This window comes from Duganella radicis, assembly GCF_009720825.1.
Classification (GTDB): Bacteria; Pseudomonadota; Gammaproteobacteria; order Burkholderiales; family Burkholderiaceae_D; genus Rugamonas; species Rugamonas radicis.
In genome coordinates this window covers 20033-40354 of sequence record NZ_WNKY01000052.1, presented here as the reverse complement: position 1 = coordinate 40354, position 20322 = coordinate 20033, and the positions used below count along the sequence as shown (strand labels likewise).

22 protein-coding genes are annotated in these 20322 nt (G+C 66.9%); 14 read left to right on the top strand and 8 right to left on the bottom strand.

Annotated features, from left to right (window positions below; translation table 11 throughout):
* Positions 1 to 720: 2OG-Fe(II) oxygenase (locus GM676_RS27355; protein WP_155467440.1), on the top strand; the 720-nt coding region annotated here is incomplete at its 5' end.
* 31 nt (positions 721 to 751) lie between these two features.
* Positions 752 to 1606, top strand: a complete 855-nt coding sequence (locus GM676_RS27350) for a fumarylacetoacetate hydrolase family protein (RefSeq protein ID WP_155467439.1) — start codon at positions 752 to 754, stop codon at positions 1604 to 1606.
* On the opposite strand, the gene GM676_RS27345 is transcribed toward GM676_RS27350, so the two are convergent.
* Positions 1599 to 2945 carry an aspartate aminotransferase family protein gene (locus GM676_RS27345; RefSeq protein WP_155467438.1) on the bottom strand — a complete coding sequence of 449 codons (1347 nt, stop codon included), beginning with the start codon at positions 2943 to 2945 and terminating at the stop codon, positions 1599 to 1601. The two genes, GM676_RS27350 and GM676_RS27345, sit on opposite strands and share 8 nt — an antisense overlap.
* A 105-nt stretch (positions 2946 to 3050) precedes the next feature.
* Between GM676_RS27345 and GM676_RS27340 the strand changes: the two genes are divergently transcribed.
* Positions 3051 to 3611, top strand: a complete 561-nt coding sequence (locus GM676_RS27340) for a carboxymuconolactone decarboxylase family protein (RefSeq protein WP_155467437.1) — start codon at positions 3051 to 3053, stop codon at positions 3609 to 3611.
* Positions 3612 to 3613: 2 nt separating this feature from the next.
* A complete protein-coding gene (locus GM676_RS27335; RefSeq protein WP_155467436.1) occupies positions 3614 to 4615 on the top strand; it encodes a serine hydrolase domain-containing protein in 1002 nt (333 codons plus the stop codon).
* On the opposite strand, the gene GM676_RS32450 is transcribed toward GM676_RS27335, so the two are convergent.
* The 4 genes from GM676_RS32450 to yjgA all read right to left on the bottom strand — a co-directional run bounded on the left by GM676_RS32450 (position 4612) and on the right by yjgA (position 7149).
* Entirely contained in the window at positions 4612 to 5103 is a 492-nt protein-coding gene (locus tag GM676_RS32450; protein ID WP_229262892.1) for a PEPxxWA-CTERM sorting domain-containing protein, read from the bottom strand. The two genes, GM676_RS27335 and GM676_RS32450, sit on opposite strands and share 4 nt — an antisense overlap.
* Before the next feature lie 138 nt (positions 5104 to 5241).
* Positions 5242 to 5910: an alpha/beta hydrolase gene (locus tag GM676_RS27325; RefSeq protein WP_155467435.1), complete on the bottom strand. Its 669-nt coding sequence runs from the start codon at positions 5908 to 5910 to the stop codon at positions 5242 to 5244.
* Positions 5907 to 6542 (bottom strand): molybdopterin adenylyltransferase, encoded by a 636-nt coding sequence (mog, locus tag GM676_RS27320; RefSeq protein ID WP_155467434.1) that lies wholly within the window; start codon positions 6540 to 6542, stop codon positions 5907 to 5909. The genes GM676_RS27325 and mog overlap by 4 nt, the downstream gene beginning before the upstream one ends.
* Positions 6532 to 7149, bottom strand: coding sequence for a ribosome biogenesis factor YjgA (gene yjgA / locus GM676_RS27315; protein WP_155467433.1), 618 nt, complete (start codon positions 7147 to 7149; stop codon positions 6532 to 6534). Before yjgA ends, mog begins: the two co-directional genes overlap by 11 nt.
* Positions 7150 to 7243: 94 nt before the next feature.
* Between yjgA and pmbA the strand changes: the two genes are divergently transcribed.
* A complete protein-coding gene (pmbA, locus tag GM676_RS27310; RefSeq protein ID WP_155467432.1) occupies positions 7244 to 8596 on the top strand; it encodes a metalloprotease PmbA in 1353 nt (450 codons plus the stop codon).
* A 50-nt stretch (positions 8597 to 8646) separates the two neighbouring features.
* Here the strand turns inward: pmbA and GM676_RS27305 are convergent, their stop codons facing one another.
* The 3 genes from GM676_RS27305 to GM676_RS27295 form a co-directional block, all read right to left on the bottom strand.
* Positions 8647 to 9786: a hypothetical protein gene (locus GM676_RS27305; protein ID WP_155467431.1), complete on the bottom strand. Its 1140-nt coding sequence runs from the start codon at positions 9784 to 9786 to the stop codon at positions 8647 to 8649.
* Between the two features lie 94 nt (positions 9787 to 9880).
* Complete coding sequence (locus GM676_RS27300) at positions 9881 to 11014, bottom strand: M14 family metallopeptidase (RefSeq protein WP_155467430.1); 1134 nt, start codon at positions 11012 to 11014, stop codon at positions 9881 to 9883.
* Between the two features lie 255 nt (positions 11015 to 11269).
* The gene (locus tag GM676_RS27295; RefSeq protein ID WP_155467429.1) at positions 11270 to 12268 is read right to left on the bottom strand and encodes a PaaX family transcriptional regulator; all 999 of its coding nucleotides are present in this window, start codon (positions 12266 to 12268) and stop codon (positions 11270 to 11272) included.
* Positions 12269 to 12416: 148 nt separating this feature from the next.
* On the opposite strand from GM676_RS27295, the gene paaA reads away from it, so the two are divergent.
* Genes paaA through paaK form a run of 9 tightly spaced genes read left to right on the top strand, consistent with a single transcriptional unit; the run spans position 12417 to position 20322 of the window.
* Positions 12417 to 13400, top strand: a complete 984-nt coding sequence (paaA, locus tag GM676_RS27290; RefSeq protein WP_155467428.1) for a 1,2-phenylacetyl-CoA epoxidase subunit PaaA — start codon at positions 12417 to 12419, stop codon at positions 13398 to 13400.
* Positions 13397 to 13681, top strand: a complete 285-nt coding sequence (gene paaB, locus GM676_RS27285) for a 1,2-phenylacetyl-CoA epoxidase subunit PaaB (protein WP_155467427.1) — start codon at positions 13397 to 13399, stop codon at positions 13679 to 13681. The genes paaA and paaB overlap by 4 nt, the downstream gene beginning before the upstream one ends.
* A 10-nt stretch (positions 13682 to 13691) precedes the next feature.
* Positions 13692 to 14444 carry a 1,2-phenylacetyl-CoA epoxidase subunit PaaC gene (gene paaC / locus GM676_RS27280; RefSeq protein WP_155467426.1) on the top strand — a complete coding sequence of 251 codons (753 nt, stop codon included), beginning with the start codon at positions 13692 to 13694 and terminating at the stop codon, positions 14442 to 14444.
* A 13-nt stretch (positions 14445 to 14457) separates the two neighbouring features.
* A complete protein-coding gene (gene paaD / locus GM676_RS27275) occupies positions 14458 to 15051 on the top strand; it encodes a 1,2-phenylacetyl-CoA epoxidase subunit PaaD (RefSeq protein ID WP_155467425.1) in 594 nt (197 codons plus the stop codon).
* 7 nt (positions 15052 to 15058) lie between these two features.
* The gene (gene paaE, locus GM676_RS27270; protein ID WP_155467424.1) at positions 15059 to 16135 is read left to right on the top strand and encodes a 1,2-phenylacetyl-CoA epoxidase subunit PaaE; all 1077 of its coding nucleotides are present in this window, start codon (positions 15059 to 15061) and stop codon (positions 16133 to 16135) included.
* Positions 16136 to 16145: 10 nt separating this feature from the next.
* On the top strand, positions 16146 to 16946 hold the full coding sequence (paaG, locus tag GM676_RS27265) for a 2-(1,2-epoxy-1,2-dihydrophenyl)acetyl-CoA isomerase PaaG (protein ID WP_155467423.1): 801 nt from the start codon (positions 16146 to 16148) through the stop codon (positions 16944 to 16946).
* Between the two features lies 1 nt (position 16947).
* Positions 16948 to 18525, top strand: a complete 1578-nt coding sequence (gene paaH / locus GM676_RS27260) for a 3-hydroxyacyl-CoA dehydrogenase PaaH (RefSeq protein WP_155467421.1) — start codon at positions 16948 to 16950, stop codon at positions 18523 to 18525.
* A complete protein-coding gene (gene paaI / locus GM676_RS27255) occupies positions 18518 to 18988 on the top strand; it encodes a hydroxyphenylacetyl-CoA thioesterase PaaI (RefSeq protein WP_155467419.1) in 471 nt (156 codons plus the stop codon). The genes paaH and paaI overlap by 8 nt, the downstream gene beginning before the upstream one ends.
* Positions 18989 to 18999: 11 nt before the next feature.
* Positions 19000 to 20322 (top strand): phenylacetate--CoA ligase PaaK, encoded by a 1323-nt coding sequence (gene paaK, locus GM676_RS27250; protein ID WP_155467417.1) that lies wholly within the window; start codon positions 19000 to 19002, stop codon positions 20320 to 20322.

Genomic DNA, 20322 nt, shown 5'->3' with positions numbered 1-20322 from the left:
GGACCGGCCGGCGCGGCCGGTCCGGCGCCGGCGCCGGAGGCCGCCAGCGCGTTCTCGGCGCCGCGCGCGATGCCGTATATCGATGTCTCCAGCAACCGCATCGCCGCGCCGGACCGCGAGGTCGATGTGCTGTTCGTGCTGAAGAAGCCGCAGGTGATCCTGCTGGGGAATGTGCTCAGCGACGCGGAGTGCGACGCCATCGTCGCCCATTGCGGCGCGCGCTACACCCGTTCCACGGTGACGGCGGAAGCCGACGGCGCCAGCGTGGTGCACGAGGGCCGCACCAGCGAGATGGCTTTCATCCAGCGCGGCGAGACCGAGGTGGTGGAGCGGGTCGACCGGCGGCTGGCGGCGCTGGCGCACTGGTCGCCCGAGTGCAGCGAGCCGTTCCAGTTGCAGAAGTATGGCGTGACGCAGGAGTACCGGCCGCATTACGACTGGCTCGATCCGGACAGCGCCGGCCATCGCTCGCACCTGGCGCGCGGCGGCCAGCGGCTGGCGACCTTCGTGCTGTACCTGTGCGATGTGGAGCAGGGCGGCGGCACGGTGTTCCCGGGCCTGGGACTGGAGGTGTTCCCGAAGAAGGGCAGCGCGCTGTGGTTCCTGAACACCGATGACAATCACCAGCCGGACCCGCAGACGCTGCACGGCGGCGCGCCGGTGGTGCGCGGCACCAAGATCATCGCCAACAAATGGCTGCGGCAGGAGCGCTACGGTTAAAATGTCGCAGACTTTTTAACTGAGGATAGAGATGCGACTCGTACGTTACGGCCGTCCAGGCAAAGAGAAACCGGGCTTGATCGATGATGAGGGCAAGCTGCGCGATTTGTCCGGCGTGATCGCTGACATCGATGCGGCGGCGCTGGCGCCGAAATCGCTGCGCAAGCTGGAGAAGATCGCGCACACTTCGCTGCCGCGAGTGCGCGGCAATCCGCGCTTCGGCGTGCCGCTGGCGAAGGTGGGCAAGTTCATTTGCATCGGCCTGAATTACGCCGACCACGCGGCGGAATCGGGCCTGCCGGCGCCCAAGGAGCCGATTGTGTTCATGAAGGCGATCAGCGCGCTGAATGGGCCGGACGATCCGGTCATGCTGCCGCAAGGCTCGAAGAAGACCGACTGGGAAGTGGAGCTGGGCATTGTGATCGGCGCGCGCGCGCAGTATGTGAGCGAGGCCGACGCGCACAAGTTCATCGCCGGCTACACGGTGGTCAACGATGTCTCGGAGCGCGAGTATCAGCTGGAGCGCGGCGGCACCTGGGACAAGGGCAAGGGCTGCGACACCTTCGGCCCGGTCGGCCCGTGGCTGGTGACGCCGGAGGATATCTACGATGTGCAGGATCTGGATTTGTACCTGGAGCTGAACGGCAAGCGCATGCAGACCGGGAATACCTCGACCATGATTTTCACGGTGGCGCAGATTGTCAGCTATCTGTCGAAGTTCATGACGCTGGAGCCGGGCGACGTGATCGCCACCGGCACGCCGCCGGGCGTGGGCATGGGCCGCAAGCCGCAGCGCTTCCTGAAGAAGGGCGATACGCTGCGGCTGGGGATCGCGGGCCTGGGCGAGCAGCAGGCCGAGGTCATCGCCTGGAAGGCGGCTAAGTAAGCGCGCCCGCCAGCGCGCGCGGCACGGCGTCGGTCATCGCGTCGGTCAGGCGGCTGGTGATTTCCGCCAGTTCGGCCTCGCTGGCGATGAAGGGCGGCGCCAGCAAAATGTGGTCGCCGCGCTTGCCGTCGATGGTGCCGCCCATGGGGTAGACCATCAGGCCGCGCGCCATGGCGGCCTCCTTGATGCGGGCATGCAGGCGCAGGGCCGGATCGAACGGCGCCTTGCTGTCGCGGTCCGCCACCAGTTCGAGGCCGATCAGCAGGCCGCGGCCACGGATGTCGCCCACGTGCGGATGCTGGCCGAAGGCGTCGCGCAGCAGGCGGCGCAGGGCCGCGCCGCGCACGGTGACGGCGCCCAGCAGGTTGTCGCGCTGGATCACCTTCTGCACCGCCAGCGCGGCGGCGGCGGCCACCGGGTGGCCCATGTAGGTGTGGCCGTGCTGGAAGGCGCCGCTGCCCTCGCGCAGGCGCCGCACGATGTGCTCGCGCGCCAGCACCGCGCCGATCGGCTGGTAGCCGGCGCCCAGCCCCTTCCCCAGCACCACCAGGTCGGGCAACACGCCTTCCTGTTCGAACGCGTACAGGGTGCCGCAGCGGCCCATGCCGCACATGACTTCATCGAGGATCAGCAGCAGGCCGTATTGGTCGCACAAGCGGCGCACGCCGCGGAAGTAGCCGGGCGTGGGCGGCACGGCGCCGGCGGTGGCGCCGACCACGGTTTCGGCGACGAAGCCGATGACATTTTCCGGACCGGCGGCGAGGATGGCCTGTTCCAGTTCTTGCAGCAGGGCGGCGGTGTAGTCCTCGGTGGACTGACCGTCGGCGCGCTCGCGGTATTCGTAGCAGGGCGCGACGCGCGGCACGTCGATCAGCAGCGGTGCGAACGGCGCGCGCCGCCATTCGTTCCCGCCGACGGCCAGCGCGCCCAGGGTGTTGCCGTGGTAGCTCTGGCGGCGGGCGATGAAGGTGGTGCGCTGCGGCTGGCCGGCTTCCAGCCAGTGCTGGCGCGCCAGTTTGAGCGCGGTCTCCATGGCTTCCGAGCCGCCGGAGACGAGGTAGACGTGATCGAGGTCGCCGGGGGCGTCGGCGGCCAGGCGCGCGGCCAGCTCCTCGGCCGCCGCGCAGGTGAAGAAGGCGGTGTGGGCGTAGGTGTTGCGGTCGATCTGGGCGTGCATGGCGGCCAGCACGTCGGGATGGGCGTGTCCCAGCGAGGAGACGGCGGCGCCGCCGCTGGCATCGAGATATTCGCGGCCGGCGCTGTCGGTGACGGTGAGGCCGGCGGCGCGCACGGCGACCGGCGGCGGGCGATGCAGGTTGCGGTGGATGATGTGGCTCATGGCGCGTCCTTTCATGTGAGGGCAGACTGCCTACGATAGCCCCGGGCGGCTTGCACGCTTTTGATTTATGCCGGAACATGGCCGAATATTTTTGAGGGAGGCAGCATGGAAGACCGTTTGGGACCGATCGCGTTTGCCGACATGAGCGCGGCGCAGCAGGTGGCGGCGCAGGCGGTGATCGATGGGCCGCGCGGGGCGCTGTATGGGCCGTTCGTGCCCTTGATACGCTCGCCGGAGCTGATGGCGGCGGCGCAGCGCATGGGCGAGTATCTGCGCTATCGTTCGGCGATCGGCACGCGCCTGACCGAGCTGGCGATACTGGTGACGGCGCGCCAGTGGAATCAGCAGGTGGAGTGGGCCATCCACGCGCCGATCGCGCGCGATTACGGCGTTGCGGAGGAGGCGATCGCGGCGATCGCGGCGCGCCGGCGGCCGGCGGCGGAAGCGTTGCTGGGCGACGAGGCGCTGGTGTACGAATTCTGCGTGCAGCTGCATCAGCGGCAGCGGGTGGACGACGCCACCTACGCGGCGGCGCTGGCGGCGTTTGGCGAGCATGGCGTGGTGGATCTGATGGGTATCAATGGCTATTACACATTTCTGGCGATGGTGATGAACGCGGCGCAGACGGCGGCGCCGGCGTCGGCAGCCGCGCCGCTACCGGAGTGACGATGCGTTTGAACAGATATTTCGAGGATTTGCGGGCGGCGCTGCCGGCCGAGGGGCCGGGCTTCAGCGCGGCGGTGCTGCGCGATGGCGAACTGGCGTTCGAGCTGCATCACGGCCTGGCGTCGCTGGAGCTGGGCGTGCCGCTGTCGGCCGATTCGATGTATTACCTGGCTTCCGAGTCCAAGCAGTTCACGGCGGCGGCGGTGATGCTGCTGGTGCGCGCCGGCGCCATCGGGCTGGATGACGATGTGGTGCGGCATTTGCCGGAGCTGACGGAATTCGGGCAGGCTTTTCCTTTGCGCTCGCTGCTGAATCACAGCAGCGGCATCCCGGACTATTTCCAGTTCCTGCGCTGCCAGCCGGGCCGGCGCGAGGCGGACTATTTCAACAATGACGATATCCTGGCGGTGATCGCGCGCATGGACAGCGTGGCCTTCGCCACCGGCGAGCGGCATGGCTACAGCAACAGCAATTATATTTTGCTGGCGGCGCTGGTGCGGCGGCTGAGCGGGCAGTCGCTGGCGGCGTATGCGCGGGCGCAGTTGCTGCTGCCGCTGGGGATGACGCGCAGCGGCTTTGACGAGGACCGGGAGAACGTGCTGCCGGGGCGGGTGGCCAGCTACGAGGCCGACGCGGCGCGGCCGGGCGGCTACCGCCAGCATCTGGGCAATGCCAACACGGTGGGCGACGGCGGCATGTATGCCAGCCTGCGTGAGCTGCTGTTATGGGAGCGCGCCTGGCATGCGCAGTGGGCGCGGCCGGACAGTGTGCTGCGGGCGATGCTGCAAGCGTCGCCGCTGAACGATGGCGTGGCGCCGAGCTATCGTTTCGGGCTGGAGTGGTTGCAGCGGCAGGGGCAGGATGTGGTGTTCCACGGCGGCTGCCTGTGGGGGTTCAACACCATGATACTGCGCCTGCCGCGGCAAGCGCTGTCGGTGATCCAGCTGTCCAATAGCGACAGTGTGGTGCCGGATTGGGAGCAGCTGGTGGCGGCGCTGTCTTAGGCTTTGCGGCGGCGCGCGGCCACGCCGACCAGGGCCAGGCCGCCCAGCAGCATGCCGTAGGTGGCTGGCTCGGGAACGGCGGTGACGGTCAGGGTGTAGGTGCCGCTGCCTTGGTATTCGCTCAGGGCGAAGCTGCCGAGCTTGAAGACCGGCGCGCTTTCGGTGCCGGTGTAGAGCTGCCCGCCTTCGGTCGAGATCAGGGTAGTGAGGCTGTAGAAGTCGTTGATTTCCAGGCCGCCGCCGTTGGCGCCGTTGAAGAAGGTCAGGTCGACCGCGTCAAACACCGAGCCGGGGAAGTGGCCGCTGACGTCCCACAAGATGAAGCCCGAGCCGGCGCCGCTGGCGTTAGGCACGGGGTTGGAGTCGAGCTGCCAGCTGGCGCTGTAGTCGCCGCTCAGGGAGAAGTTGTAGAGGGCGGCGTTGGCGACGCCGGCCCACAGAAGCAATGCTGCGGCCGCGGTCTTGCCCAGGAGTTGTTGCAGTTTCATAGCGTAGATCCTCTCTCAAGTGGTACAGGATAAACATCAACAAGCCGCACCCAGCAGTCTGGCGGCGTTATCAATATTACATTGCACTGGTCGAGGATGGCGCACTCTAACGGAATAGCTTACTTTATTAAGAATATGCTATTGCAACACCCGCTTGAGCCAGGCGCTGATGTCCTGGACTTCTTCCTGGCAGACCGAGTGCTGCATCGGGTAGTCGTGCCATTCGACCTGGTAGCCCCACTGCACCAGCAGGTCGCGCGAGGCGGTGGCGCGGGCCAGCGGGATCACCGGGTCCATGCGGCCGTGCACCTGGAAGATCGGGGTCTGTTTGCTTGCCGGCGTGTGCTCGGTGGCGGCCTTGGCGGCGATCGGCACGTAGCCGGACAGGCACATCAGGCCGGCCAGCGGCTCGGTCTGGCGCAGGCCGGTTTGCAGGGTCATGGCGCAGCCTTGCGAGAAGCCGGCCAGGATGATGCGCTGGTTGGGGATGCCGCGCGCGTTCTCGCGGGCGATCAGGGCTTCCACCTTGGCTTGCGAGGCGCGCAGGCCGGCCTCGTCCTCCTGACGGCCGAGGTCGGTGGCGACGATGTCGTACCAGGAGCGCATGACGTAGCCGCCGTTGACGGTGACCGGCATGGTATCGGCGTTGGGGAAGATGAAGCGGATCGGCGGCAGGCCGGCCAGGTCCAGCTCGGGGATCATGGGCACGAAGTCGTTGGCGTCGGCACCCAGGCCGTGCATCCAGATCACGGCCACGGTGGGGTTGGGACCGGTTTCTTTTTCGATGGTTTGCAGCAAGGTGGTCATGCGTTTCCTTGGGGACGGAGGGCGGATTTGGGGCGGAAGGCCTTGCACACGGCCGGGTCGGTTTCCATGTAGGGGCCGCCGATCAGGTCGATGCAGTAGGGGATGGCGGCGAAGATGCCGCCCACCAGCGTGGCGCCGTCGGCGTCCTTCAGGCCGCCCAGGGTTTCGGCGATGGCTTTGGGCTGGCCGGGCAGGTTGAGGATCAGGGCGGCGTGGCCGGCGCTTTCGCGGATCACGGCGGTCTGGCGCGACAGGATGGCGGTCGGCACGAAGTGCAGGCTGATCTGGCGCATTTGCTCGCCGAAGCCGGGCATCTCTTTGGTGCCGACGGCCAGCGTCGCTTCCGGCGTGACGTCGCGCCGGGCCGGGCCGGTGCCGCCGGTGGTCAGGATCAGGTGGCAGCGGGCGACGTCGGCCAGCTCGGTGAGGGTGGCTTCGATTTGCGGGCGTTCGTCGGCGATCAGGCGGGTTTCGACGCAGAAGGGCGTGGTCAGGGCCGAGGCCAGCCAGGCTTCCAGCGCCGGGATACCCTGGTCGGCGTAGACACCGCCGCTGGCGCGGTCGGACACGGAGACCAGGCCGATCAGCAGCGGCTCCTCGGCGGCGGCGGCGGGCGCGGCGTTACTCGTCATTGGCTTCGCTGTCGGCGTCGTCGTCGGCGGCGTCATCGCCGGCCTTGGCGGCCTTTTTCTTGTCGGCTTCCAGCTGCTTGAGGATCTGGAAGATTTCGCGGTAGGCTTTCGGCGGCTTGTTCTCGGCCTGTTCCTTGCGGGCGTTGCGGATCAGGGTGCGCAGGTGCTGGACGTCGAGGTGCGGCGCTTCGCTCAGCAGGGCGGTCAGGGCGTTGTCGTCGGCCAGCAGTTTTTCGCGGCGGCGTTCCAGCGCGTGCATGGCGGCGGTTTCGGCCTTGGAGGCGCCTTTCCAGCTGTCAATGGCTTTCTGGATCACCGTCACTTCTTCGGCGTCCAGCGTGCGCATCTTCTTGCCGATGAATTGCATCTGGCGGCGGCGGCCCTCGTGGTTGGTGATGCCCTGGCATTCGAGGATGGCGTCCAGCACGTCTTCCGGCATCGGCACTTTTTTCACGCGGTCGCGCGGGGCTTCCACCAAGGTCTGGCCCATTTTCTGCAAGGCGTCCGACTGGCGCTTCATTTCGGACTTGGAGGGGCGCTCGTATTCGTCTTCGAATTCGGCCGAGCTGAAGCCGACGCCGCCACCGCTGCGATTGGGATTTACCATAATATTAACTTTCACGCGGGCGCGTGGCCGCGCCCTTAAACTTTAAACGACTGCTATGATAACTGTTTTAGCGGCCACCCGAAGAAAACAGCCCATGAGCGATACCCATTTTACCCACACCCAGGATCAGTTAAAGCAGCTCGCACGCGATGTGCTGGGCTATGCCAAAGCCCAGGGCGGCACCGATTGTGCCGTCGAAATCAGCGAGGGCAGCGGCCTGTCGGTGTCGGTGCGCAAGAGCCAGATCGAGACGATCGAACAGAACAAGGACAAGGGCATGGGCGTGACCGTGTTCATTGGCCAGCGGCGCGGCAATGCCTCGACCTCCGATTTCTCGCCGGCCGCCTTGAAGGCGACGGTGGAGGCGGCCTACAACATCGCCCGCTTCACCGCCGATGACGATTGCGCCGGCCTGGCCGACGAGGATCAGTTGGAGCTGAATCCGCGCGATCTGGCATTGTTCTATCCATGGCCGATCTCGACCGAGGAAGCGGTCAAGCTGGCGCAGCGCGCCGAGGCGGCCGCGTTCGCGGTCGATCCGCGCGTGACCAATTCGGAAGGCGCGGGCGTGCACGTGCAGCAGTCGCATTTCGTGGCGGCCAATTCGCGCGGCTTCATCGGCGGCTACCCGTATTCGCGCCACACCTTGTCGGTGGCGCCGATCGCCGGCAAGGGCAAGCATATGCAGCGCGACGACTGGTATTCGTCGGTGCGCGATGCGTCGAAGATGTCGTCGCCGGAGGCGATCGGGCGTTATGCGGCCGAGCGCGCGCTGGCGCGGCTGCATGCGCGCAGCATCGATACGCGCACCTGCCCGGTGCTGTTCGAGGCGCCGCTGGCGGCCGGCCTGCTGGGGGCGTTCGTGCAGGCGACCTCGGGCGGGGCCCTGTACCGCAAGTCGACCTTCCTGCTGGATTCGCTGGGCAAGCAGGTGCTGGCCGGGCATGTGCAGATTCATGAGGACCCGCATATCGTCGGCGGCGTCGGCTCGGCGCCTTTCGATGAGGAGGGCGTGCGCACGGTCAAGCGCGACGTGGTCAAGGATGGCGTGGTGCAGGGGTATTTCCTGTCGACCTATTCGGCGCGCAAGCTGGGCATGAAGACCACCGGCAACGCGGGCGGCTCGCATAACTTGTCGCTGACCTCGTCGCTGACCACCGCCGCCGATGACTTTGCCGGGATGTTGCGCAAGATGGGCACCGGCCTGCTGGTCACCGAGCTGATGGGGCAGGGCACCAACTACGTCACCGGCGATTATTCGCGCGGCGCGGCCGGGTATTGGGTGGAGAACGGCGTGATCCAGTATCCGGTGGAGGAGATCACCATCGCCGGCAACATGAAGGACATGCTGGCGCAGATCGTTGCGGTCGGTAACGATGTGCTGGTGCGCGGCACCAAGTCCACCGGCTCGATCCTGATCGAGAACATGGTGGTGGCCGGGGCCTGATCCGTGAGGCGGCGCCGGCGGTTGATGCCGGGCCGTTCTCGCTGCCACCCTCAGTTACATAGCTTGCTTGTTGGCTGGCCGCAGGCGATGAGGCGGCCGATGTCCGGGTTGCTCAGGTAGTTGAGGTGGGCGGTGTCCGGGCGCTCCAGCAGGCCGAGGTAGGTGGGCGCGTTGGAGACCAGGATGTTGTGGACGGTGACGCCGTTGGCTTCGTAACGTTCCGGCGGCAGGGTGTAGGACAACAGGTCGTTGGGATCGGTGAAGGCGACCAGCGTCAGCGGCGGTGTGGCGGCCAGCGTGCGGTGCTGGCGCAGCAGGCGTTGCAGGCTGTCTGGCGGTGGCGTGGCGTCCCCGGCGTCCGTCGCGGCGGCCATCGATGCCGGCGCTTGCTCGGCCAGCGACAGCAATGGAATCTGGTTGGCCGCCATGACCAGAAAGCGCAGGCGTCGCACCGCTTGCTGCGCGGCCAGCGCGGCCGGCGACCCGGCCGGCTCGTTGCTCATGCGCAGCAGCGTGTCGAACAACATCTTGCTGCCCATGCTGTGCGAAATCACCACCAGTGGCGCGTCCGCGCGCATGCCGGACAATACCTGCAAGACCGCCTCGCGCATGCGCAGCTGCATGGTCTCGCGCGCCGCGCCCGCGTAAATCAAGGCGTCCGGCAGGCAATCATCAATCAATCCATCCTTGAAGCGCGCGTTGAGCTTTGCCCGCGTGTACGGGTAGGGCGGCGCGCCGGTGCACAGCGCTGACTTGCCGCTCTGGTCGTAGCACAGCTGGCGCTTGAGGTCGCTGGTCAGTGGCGACCAGATCAGGGCGTCGAAGCGCAGCCGGCCGGCGGGCGTGGCGATGGTGGCGGGAACGATTTGCACCGCTGCCGCGCTGGCGCCGGCCACGCGCGCGGGCGCCGTGGCGGTGGCGTCGCGCACAGCGCGTGTCAGCGGCGGCAGCACTTCGTCCAGCCAGCCGGCGTCGTGGGTGCAGATGCCGTGCACCAGCAGCACATCGGCCTCGCGGCCGCCGGCCTGGGCGGCAATGTCGATCAGGCCGGGGAAGACCGCCGGCGGCGTGTCGGGCAGCAAGGGCGGCCGGTAGGGCGTGCCGCACGCGGGCAGCAGGGCCGGCAACAACAGGATGGGAAGCAGCAGGGAAGCGCGGCGCAGGGTGCGCCGCAAAGGCAGGCTAAGCATGATGGACCTCCAGACGCGGCGCGCCAATGCGCCGCCTGAGGTCCAGTGTATTTTTCCCGGCGGCGCCCGCCTTGTGGCGCCGCAGAGGTTGGCCTTACTGCTGCTGCGCCAGCAGCGATTGCAGCACGGGTTGCAGGATCGACTTGCCCAGCTCGGCGCTGCGGGCGCCGTTCCAGCCGGTGTCCGGGTCCGGATCGTTGGCGTTGTCCTTGAAAGGCATCTCCAGCGTCAGCGACAGGCAGCCGAAGGCGTGGGTGATGTGCGGCGAGCCCATGGTCAGCGTTTCCGGCGTGTACGGGGTTTCGCCGTAGCCGAATTCGTCCTGGAAGTCCGGGCTGGCGATCAGGAAATTATCGATGAAGTATTGCTGCGCTTCGGCCTGGTCCGGCGTGAAGTCCGGCAGCGATTCGCTGCCGGCCACGAACACGTAAGGCAAGCCCTCGTCGCCGTGGATGTCCAGGCACAGGTCGACGCCGGTTTCGTGCATCTTCTGCCTGACCAGGAACACTTCCGGGCTGCGCTCCATGGTCGGGTTCAGCCATTCGCGGTTGAGGTTGGCGCCGGCGGCGTTGGTGCGCAGATTGCCGCGCACCGAGCCGTCCGGGTTCATGTTCGGCACCACGTAGAACACCGCTTCCTTGAGGCACTGGCGGCCGAACGGGTTGGCCGGGTCGAGCAGGGCTTCGACGAAGCCTTCCACAAACCATTCCGCCATGGTCTCGCCGGGGTGCTGGCGGGCGATCACCCACACCTTTTGTTCCGCTTCCGGATCGCCGATCACCAGCAGGTTGAGATCGCGGCCGTCGACCGTGTTGCCGAGGTCGACCAGCTTGACCAGCGGCGACAGCTGGGCGTTGTCCAGCAGTTGCAGGTGGCGTTCCCACGAGTATGGCTCGAAGTAGGCGTAGTAGACGCTGTCGTACTCGGGCGTGTGGTTGATGGTCATGACCTTGCCGTCGTAGGTGGTCGGCACGCGGAACCAGGTGTCGCGGTCGTAGCTGGCCACGGCCTGATAATCCTTCCAGCCGTCCGGATAGGCGGCGCTGCCGGCGTTGAGGAAGTTCATGGTCAGCGGCGTGCCCTGCGCGCCCTGCACGCGGTAGTAGAACCACTGAGTGATGTCGGCGTGGGAATCCTTGCGGATGTTCAGGTCGATGGCGGCCGGATCGTCGGCGCGAACCACCTCGATGGCGCCGGCGTCGAACTGCTGGCTGATTTTGATAGGCATGGCGGAATCCTGGTGAATTCTATGTGGAAAGTAGCTCGCGCTTGTGGCGCGGAGCCGACATGATACAGGCTTGTCCGCCAGCCCGCCCGGATTTCCGAGAAGACCGGCGGCTTGTCGCCGCGCCAGTTGCGCCGCCGAGCAGATCGGCGACGTGCGGCGGCCCGGCGCCGATCATCTTTACTGGCCCGCATTGGATGTTGACCTGAGCGTCGCCTCGTTGCGCGACCCGCAGGCTTTCCCGATGGTGGCGCGAACCTAGGCCAGGCCGCCGAAGCGGTCGAAGAAGGCGGGTTCGGCGGACGGCGCGGCGGCGTCTTCGCGGCGCAGGGCGGTGTCGATGTGCTGCTCGGCGGCGGCGTAGACCAGCAGGTAGATCGCGCGCGCCAGCTCGTAGGCCAGCGCCCCCGGCCATGGCGTCGGCAGCAGTTCCACCGGCAACTGCGGGTCGTGCAGCTGCACGCGGCGGTAGGCGTGGATCAGCAGGGTGCGCACCACGAAGGCTTGTTCCGGCGTCAGCGGCTGGTCACACGCTTCGGCATCGCCGGCCTCCGCCGCGCCGCCCGGCGCCAGGCCGTCGGCCATGTCGGCCTCGTCGCTCGCGCCACCACCGCGCAAAGCCGCCAGCAGCGGCTGAAATTGCGCGATGAAACGGTTGTAGCCCTCGGCCACGCCAGCCACGTCCCAGCCCTCGGCCACCAGATCGCTGAGCGGCCGCGCGCTGACCTGGCGCATCGACTTGCCCTGCACCACGAACAGCTTGCCGGCCACGCCCAGCCGTTTTAACAGTTCATCCAGCGCCGGGCCGTCGGCGGCCGGGTGGCCCATGATGCCGGGCGCCACCACGCTGTAGCCTTCCCACAGCAATTCCTTGCGCACCGCCGCCCGCTCGGCCGCGTTGAGCGCGCCGTCGCCGTTCAGCACCAGGGTCCAGCTGCCGTCCCAGTGCACATTGGGCGGGGCGTAGATGCGGCGGTAGGCGTGCACGAAGCGCGCCATGGCGTCCGGCGTGATGGCGTAGGAGGCGCGGCGGCCGTCGCGCTGGGCGCCCAGCCAGCCTTCCTGCGCCAGCCGGAACACCGAGGTGCGCAACAGCCGGTCGTTGACGCCGAACGGCGCCAGCAGCTCGATCAGGCTGCCCAGCCACACCATGCCGCCGTGCGGCACGATGGCATCGCCAAAGATGGTCACCACCAGCGACTTCGAGCGCGGCGGGTCAGTGGCCAAAAAGCTGGCGATCCAGTCGTTGCAATTCATAGGCGGTTGATTAAGCTAAATGCGGAATCCCTAGTTTACCCGCAGCGCAGCAAAAAAATTAACGCGACGCATCATTTTAATATGATTCAAAATAATCGTAGATAAAATAAAATCCGTATCGTATTATGTGGCGAAGGAGGAGACAGCCATGTACGCACAACTGGTGGAGACCGGCCTCAAGCAAGTCCGCGCGGCCGCCGACATGAGCCCGGAGGAGCAAGCCTTCCAGGCCCGCATCGACGACGGCATCCGTATCGAGGCCAAGGACTGGATGCCGGAGGCTTACCGCAAGACGCTGATACGCCAGATCTCGCAGCACGCGCATTCGGAAATCGTCGGCCAGCTGCCGGAGGGGAACTGGGTGACGCGCGCGCCCACGCTGAAACGCAAATCGATCCTGCTGGCCAAGATCCAGGACGAAGCCGGCCATGGCCTCTACCTGTACGGCGCCGCCGAAACGCTGGGCGTGTCGCGCGACGAGCTGCTGGCCGCCCTGCACAGCGGCAAGGCCAAGTATTCGAGCATCTTCAACTATCCGACCCTGTCGTGGGCCGACATGGGCGCCATCGGCTGGCTGGTGGACGGCTCGGCCATCATCAACCAGATCCCGCTGTGCCGCTGCTCCTACGGCCCGTACGCGCGCGCCATGATCCGCGTCTGCAAGGAAGAGTCCTTCCACGCGCGCCAGGGCTACGACATCATGCTGGCGCTGTGCCGCGGCACGCCGGCGCAGAAGGCCATGGCGCAGGATGCGCTCAACCGCTGGTGGTGGCCGTCGCTGATGATGTTCGGCCCCTCGGACGCGGAATCGGTCAACAGCGCGCAATCGGCGCAGTGGCGCATCAAGCTGTTCTCCAACGACGAACTGCGCCAGCGCATGGTCGACCAGACCGTGCCGCAGGCCGAATTTCTCGGCCTGACCATCCCCGATCCCGATCTGCGCTGGAACGCGGAGACCGGCCATTACGACTTCGGCGCCATCGACTGGGCCGAGTTCCACAACGTCCTGAAGGGCAACGGCCCGTGCAACCGCGAGCGCCTGCAAACGCGCGTCAAGGCGTGGGAGGAGGGCGAGTGGTTCCGCGAGGCGCTGGTGGCGCATGCCGATAAACACAAGGAGCAAGCAGCATGAGCAAGGAATGGCCACTGTGGGAAGTCTTCATCCGCAGCCAGCACGGGCTGGCGCACAAGCATGTCGGCAGCCTGCACGCGCCGGACGCGGAAATGGCGATCAACAATGCGCGCGACGTCTACACGCGGCGCAATGAGGGCGTGAGCATCTGGGTGGTGCGCGCGGCCGACATCGTCGCCAGCAGCCCGGCCGACAAGGGCGCGCTGTTCGAGCCGGCCAACAGCAAGGTGTATCGCCATCCGACCTTCTTCCCGATGCCGGAAGAAGTGAAAAATCTGTGAGGCGCGCGCCATGGACAACAAAGTCAATTACCTGCTGCGTCTTGGCGACAACGCCTTGATACTCAGCCAGCAGTTGTCGCAGTGGTGCGGCAAGGGGCCGGCGCTGGAGGAGGACATGGCGCTGACCAATGTGGCGCTGGACCTGCTGGGCCAGACGCGCATGTGGTACGCATACGCCGCCGAGCTGGAAGGCGCGGGCCGCGACGAGGACGCGCTGGCCTATCTGCGCGACGCGCACGAGTTCAGGAACTGCCTGCTGCTGGAGCAGCCGAACGGGAATTACGCCGACACGCTGGTGCGGCAGTTCTTCTTCGACGCGTGGCATTACTTTTTGATCGAAGGCCTGACGCGCAGCAGCGACGCGCGCATCGCGGCGATTGCGGAGAAGTCGCTCAAGGAGGTGACCTACCATCTGCGCCGTAGCGGCGACTTGATCGTGCGGCTGGGCGATGGCACGGCGGTCAGCCACGCCAGGACGCAGGCGGCGGTCGATGCGCTGTGGATGTACAGCGGCGAGGTGTTTGCTTACGATGCGGTGGATGAGGCCATGGTGGCCGAGGGTGTGGCGCCGGCGGCCGACGGCTTGCGCGCACAATGGCTGGCGCATGTGGGCGAGATTCTGGCCGAGGCCACGCTGACCATGCCGCCGGCCGACGCGTGGATGCAGAGCGGCGGCAAGCAAGGCCGCCACACCGAGCATCTGGGCTACATCCTGGCCGAGATGCAGTTCCTCCAGCGCGCCTATCCGGGCGCGGCGTGGTAGCGGCGAGCCAGCCATGAAAGCCGCCGCCCCGACCACCGCCACCGCCGCCGTCGCTCCGGCGGAGGCCGGAGCCCATGCTGAGCAAATATGGGGTTGGCTCGGCGAGGTGCCAGATCCCGAAATCCCGGTCATCAGCATCGTCGACCTGGGCATCGTGCGCGAGGTGCGGGTGGCGGCCGATGGCGCGTGCGACGTCACCATCACACCGACGTACTCCGGCTGCCCGGCCATGCAAGTGATCGCCGACGCCATCACCGAGGCGCTGCACGCGCGCGGCGTGGCCACGGTGCGCCTGCACAACCAGCTCTCGCCGGCATGGACCACCGACTGGATGAGCGAGACCGGCAAGGCGGCCCTGCGCGGCTACGGCATCGCGCCGCCGGCGCAGCAAGTGATCGACATCAGCGCTTTGCGCGCCGGCGCCGGACAACGGGGCGTTTTGTCCGCCGTTTCGCGCAGGGCGGCGCCAGCCGCGCCGCGCATCGCCTGCCCGCGCTGCGGCTCCACGCACACCGAAATCACCAGCCAGTTCGGCTCCACGCCCTGCAAAGCGCTCTACAAGTGCCTCGATTGCCGCGAACCGTTCGACTACTTCAAGTGCCACTAACCCGATCATGAGCAAATTCCATCCGCTGACCATCGCCGACGTGCGCAACGAAACCCGCGACACCATCGCCGTCACCTTCGCCGTGCCGCCGGCGCTGCAAGACAGTTTCAAATTCCAACAAGGCCAGCACCTGACCCTGCGCGCGAAAATCGGCGAGGAAGACGTGCGCCGCTCTTACTCGATCTGCTCCGCCGTGCAGGATGGCGCGCTGCGCGTGGCGATCAAGCGCACGCCGGGCGGGCTGTTCTCCAGCTGGGCCAACGACACCCTGCAAGCCGGCCAGACGCTGGAAGTGATGACGCCCATGGGCCACTTCAACGTGCCGCTGGACGCCGCCAACCGCAAGCACTATCTGGCTTTCGCCGCCGGCAGCGGCATCACGCCCATCCTGTCCATCGTCAAGACCACGCTGGTGGCCGAACCGTACAGCCGTTTCACGCTCTTCTACGGCAACCGCGCCTCATCGTCAGTGATCTTCAAGGAAGAACTGTCCGACCTCAAGGACACTTATATGGACCGCCTCAGGCTGGCCTATGTCATGAGCCGTGAGCAGCAGGACATCGAACTATTCAACGGCCGCATCACCAAAGACAAAGCCGCGCAATTCCTGCGCCATTGGGTGCGCGCCGACGACATCGACGTCGCCTTCATCTGCGGGCCGGAGGACATGATGCTGGGCGTGTCCGAAGCCTTGCAGGAAGCCGGCATGCCGAAGTCGAACATCAAGATCGAACTGTTCGCCGCCAGCATTCCCCAACATGCGCACCAGCCCCGGCCTGCCTCCGCCGCCGCTCACCAGCACACCGAGGTCACCGTCATCATGGACGGCAACGCCGCCAGCTTCACCATGGAGCAGGACAAGGAATCGCTGCTGGACGCTGGCCTGCGCGCGGGCCTGGACATGCGCTATTCCTGCAAGGGCGGCGTGTGCTCGACCTGCCGCTGCAAAGTCATCGAGGGCAAGGTCGACATGGACGTCAACTACGCGCTGGAAGACTATGAAATCGCGCGCGGCTATGTGTTGAGCTGCCAGAGCTTCCCCACCACCGCCAAAGTCGTCATCGATTTTGATCAAGCCGAATAACGGAGACCCTATGGACTACCACAACATCCTGTTCGACATCAGCGACGGCGTGGCCACGCTGACGCTCAACCGCCCGGATAAGCTGAACAGCTTCACCCAGGCCATGCACGACGAAGTGCGCCACGCGCTGCGCCGCACCGGCAGCGCCGCCGCCGACGGCAGTGCGCGCGTGCTGGTACTGACCGGCGCGGGGCGCGGCTTCTGCGCCGGACAGGACTTGTCGGACCGCGCGGTGGAGCCGGGCGCGCGCGCGGTCGATCTGGGCGATTCGGTGGAGAAGAATTATGCGCCGCTGGTGCAGTCGCTACGCGCGCTGCCTCTGCCGGTGATCTGTGCCGTCAACGGCGTGGCGGCCGGCGCCGGCGCCAACATCGCGCTGGCCTGCGACATCGTACTGGCCGCGCACTCGGCGTCGTTTGTCGAGGTGTTCTGCAAACTGGGCCTGATCCCCGACACCGGTGGCACATACTTCCTGCCGCGCCTCGTCGGCAGCGCGCGCGCCATGGGGCTGGCCATGACCGGCGAAAAACTCAGCGCCGAGAAGGCCGAGGCGTGGGGCCTCATCTGGCGTGCGATTCCCGACGTGGACTTCGCCGCCGAGGTGCAGGCCATGGCGCGCCACTTCGCCAGCGCGCCGACCAAGGGTCTGGCCTTTACCAAGCAGGCCTTGCACGCCAGCGGCCAAAATAGCCTGCAACAGCAGCTGGCGCTGGAGTGCGGCATGATGAGCGAACTGGGTCGCAGCGATGATTACCGCGAGGGCGTGGCGGCCTTCATGGAAAAGCGCGCACCGCAGTTCAGGGGGCGCTGAGATGGCTGCGCTGAATATGGGACGTTCGGTCGCGGTGATCGGCAGCGGCGCCATGGGCGCGGGCATCGCGCAGGTGGCGGCGGTGGCCGGCTACACGGTGCGCCTGTATGACACGCGGCCGGAGGCGGTGGACAAGGCGATTGCCGGCATCGCGTCGGCACTGGACAAACTGGTCGCCAGGGAGCGCATGAGCGCCGCCGACTGCACGGCCGCCATCGCGCGCCTGCATGCCGCGTCCACACTGGACGGGGTGCGCGATGCGGGCATGGTGGTGGAGGCCATTGTCGAGGATCTGGCGGCCAAGCGCGGACTGTTCGCGCAGCTGGAGGATATCGTGGGCGATGACTGCGTGTTGGCGACCAATACCTCTTCCATTTCCGTGACCGCGATTGCGGCCGGCTTGCGGCTGCCGGGGCGCGTGGCGGGCATGCACTTCTTCAATCCTGTGCCGCTGATGGCGTTGTGCGAGGTGGTGAGCGGGATGGCCACCGATCCCGCTGTCGCGCAGCTGGTGTTCGATACGGCGGCGGCGTGGGGCAAGAATCCGGTGCACGCGCGCTCGACGCCGGGTTTTATTGTCAACCGTCTGGCGCGGCCGTTTTACGCCGAGGGTTGGCGCTTGCTGAGCGAGCAGGCGGCCGACGCGGCCACCATCGATGCGGTGATGCGCGAGGCTGGTGGCTTCCGCATGGGGCCTTTCGAGTTGATGGACCTGATCGGGCATGACGTGAATTTCTCCGTTACGCAGTCAGTCTTCAATGCTTACTTCGGCGATCCGCGCTTTACGCCGTCGGTGCTGCAACAGGAGATGGTCAATGCCGGTTTCCTCGGCCGCAAGGCGGGGCGTGGCTGCTATCAGTATGGCGAACAGGCCGCCGTGCCGGCCGCGCAGGCGGAGGCGCCGCAGCCGAAGCCGGAGTATGTGAGCTATACCATCGAGCAGGGCGCGGCGCATGCGGTGGGGGGCGCGGTGGTCGATGCGCTGGCGGGCCGTCTGCGCGCGGCCGGTATCGAGATCGCGCAGCGCAAGATGCCGGAGACGATCCGCCACGCTGGCGCGCATGATGACGCGCCGGCTTTCCACTGCAACGGCGCCGCCGTCTATCTCACCGATGGCCGTAGCGCCACGCAGCGTGCGCGGGACAATCATCATCCGGACACGGTGTTATTCGATCTGGCGCTGGATTACGGCAGCGCCAGGCGCATCGCCGTGGCATGCTCGGACCAGTGTGCGCCATCGGCCTATAACGCGGTGGTCGGCTTGCTGCAGGCGGCCGGGTTCACCGTCACGCGGCTGGACGACGTGCCTGGCATGGCCGTGATGCGCACCGTCGCCATGCTGGCCAACGAGGCGGCCGACGCGGTCAGTCAGGGTGTGTGCAGCGCGGATGCAGCCGATATCGCGATGCAGAAAGGCGTCAATTACCCACGCGGCCCGCTGGCGTGGGCCGACGCCATCGGCGTCGAGCAGATCGTGCGTGTGCTGGCCAATCTGGCGGCCAGCTATGGCGAGGACCGCTACCGCGTGTCGCCGCTGCTGCGCCGCAAGCACGCGAGCGGAGGGCGCTTCCATGGCTAGGCTGAACGACAGCGCCGCAGCGGCGGCCGGTCCGGCCGGACGCGCGGACGCACAGGCGCTGGCGGAAGCGGTGGCGGCGGCGATGTTTGCGCGCGATCCTGCATCGCAATCGCTGGGCATGACCATCGACGCCATCGCTCCCGGCCACGCACGCATGTCGATGCCGATCCGCGCCGATATGCTGAACGGCCACCAGACCTGCCACGGCGGCTTTATCTTCGCGCTGGCCGACAGCGCGTTCGCCTTTGCCTGCAACAGCTATAACCTGAACACCGTGGGCGCCGGCTGCACCATCGATTACCTGTCACCCGGCCGCGAAGGCGATCTGCTGACCGCCACCGCCATCGAGCAGACATTGGCCGGCAAGACTGGCATCTACGACGTCAAAGTCACCAATCAGGACGGCCGCACCATCGCCCTGTTCCGCGGCAAATCGCACCGCGTCAGCGGCGAAGTCATATAAAGGAGACACCGATGGTCCAACGCACGCCCGCGCCATCCGACCTTGAGCCGATCGAGCGCGCCAGCCGCGACGAGCTGCAAGCGCTGCAACTGCAACGCATGCAGTGGTCGCTGCGCCACGCCTATGACAATGTGCCGCACTACCGCGCCGCCTTCGACGCCGCCGGCGTTCATCCGGACGACCTGCGCACGCTGGCCGACATCGCCAAATTCCCGTTCACGACCAAGAAGGAACTGCGCGACAACTACCCGTTCGGCATGTTCGCCGTGCCGCGGGAGCGCGTGGTGCGGGTGCATGCGTCGAGCGGCACCACCGGCAAGCCGACGGTGGTGGGCTACACGCAGAACGATATTGACACCTGGGCCGATGTGGTGGCGCGCTCGATCCGCGCCGCCGGTGGCCGGCGTGGCGACATGGTGCACGTCGCTTACGGCTACGGCCTGTTCACCGGCGGCCTTGGCGCGCACTATGGCGCCGAGCGGCTGGGCTGCACGGTGGTGCCGATGTCGGGTGGTCAGACCGAGAAGCAGGTGCAACTGATCCAGGACTTCAAGCCGTCCATCATCATGGTGACGCCGTCGTACATGCTCAACATCGTGGAGGAATTCCAGCGTCAGGGACTGGACGCGGCGGCCAGTTCGCTGAAGGTCGGCATCTTTGGCGCCGAGCCCTGGACCGACGCCATGCGCGCCGAGATCGAGCAGCGCGCCGGCATCGACGCGGTGGACATCTACGGCCTGTCGGAGGTGATGGGGCCGGGCGTGGCCAGCGAGTGCATCGAGAGCAAGGACGGGCCGGTGATCTGGGAAGACCACTTCTACCCGGAGATCATCGATCCCGAAACCGGCGAGGTGCTGCCGGACGGCGAGGACGGGGAGCTGGTATTCACGTCGCTATCGAAAGAGGCGCTGCCCATCATCCGCTACCGCACGCGCGATCTCACGCGCCTGCTGCCGCCAACGTCACGCAGCATGCGCCGCATCGGCAAGATCACCGGGCGCTCGGACGATATGCTGATCATCCGTGGTGTGAACGTGTTCCCGTCGCAGATCGAGGAGTTGATTTGCAAGATGCCGAAACTGGCGCCGCAATATCAGCTGGTGGTCAGCCGCGAGGGGCATCTGGACAAGCTGGATGTGCTGGCCGAGTTGCGGCCGGAGGTGGCGGCCGGCGCGGCCGCCGGCGAGGTCGAGGCGCTGGCGCGCGAGCTGGAGCAGCGCATCAAGACCAATGTCGGCGTCAGCACGCAGGTCAAGCTGCTGCCGCCCAACGGCATCGAGCGCACGCTGACCGGCAAGGCGCGGCGCGTGGTCGATCTGCGCAAGCGGGGCTGA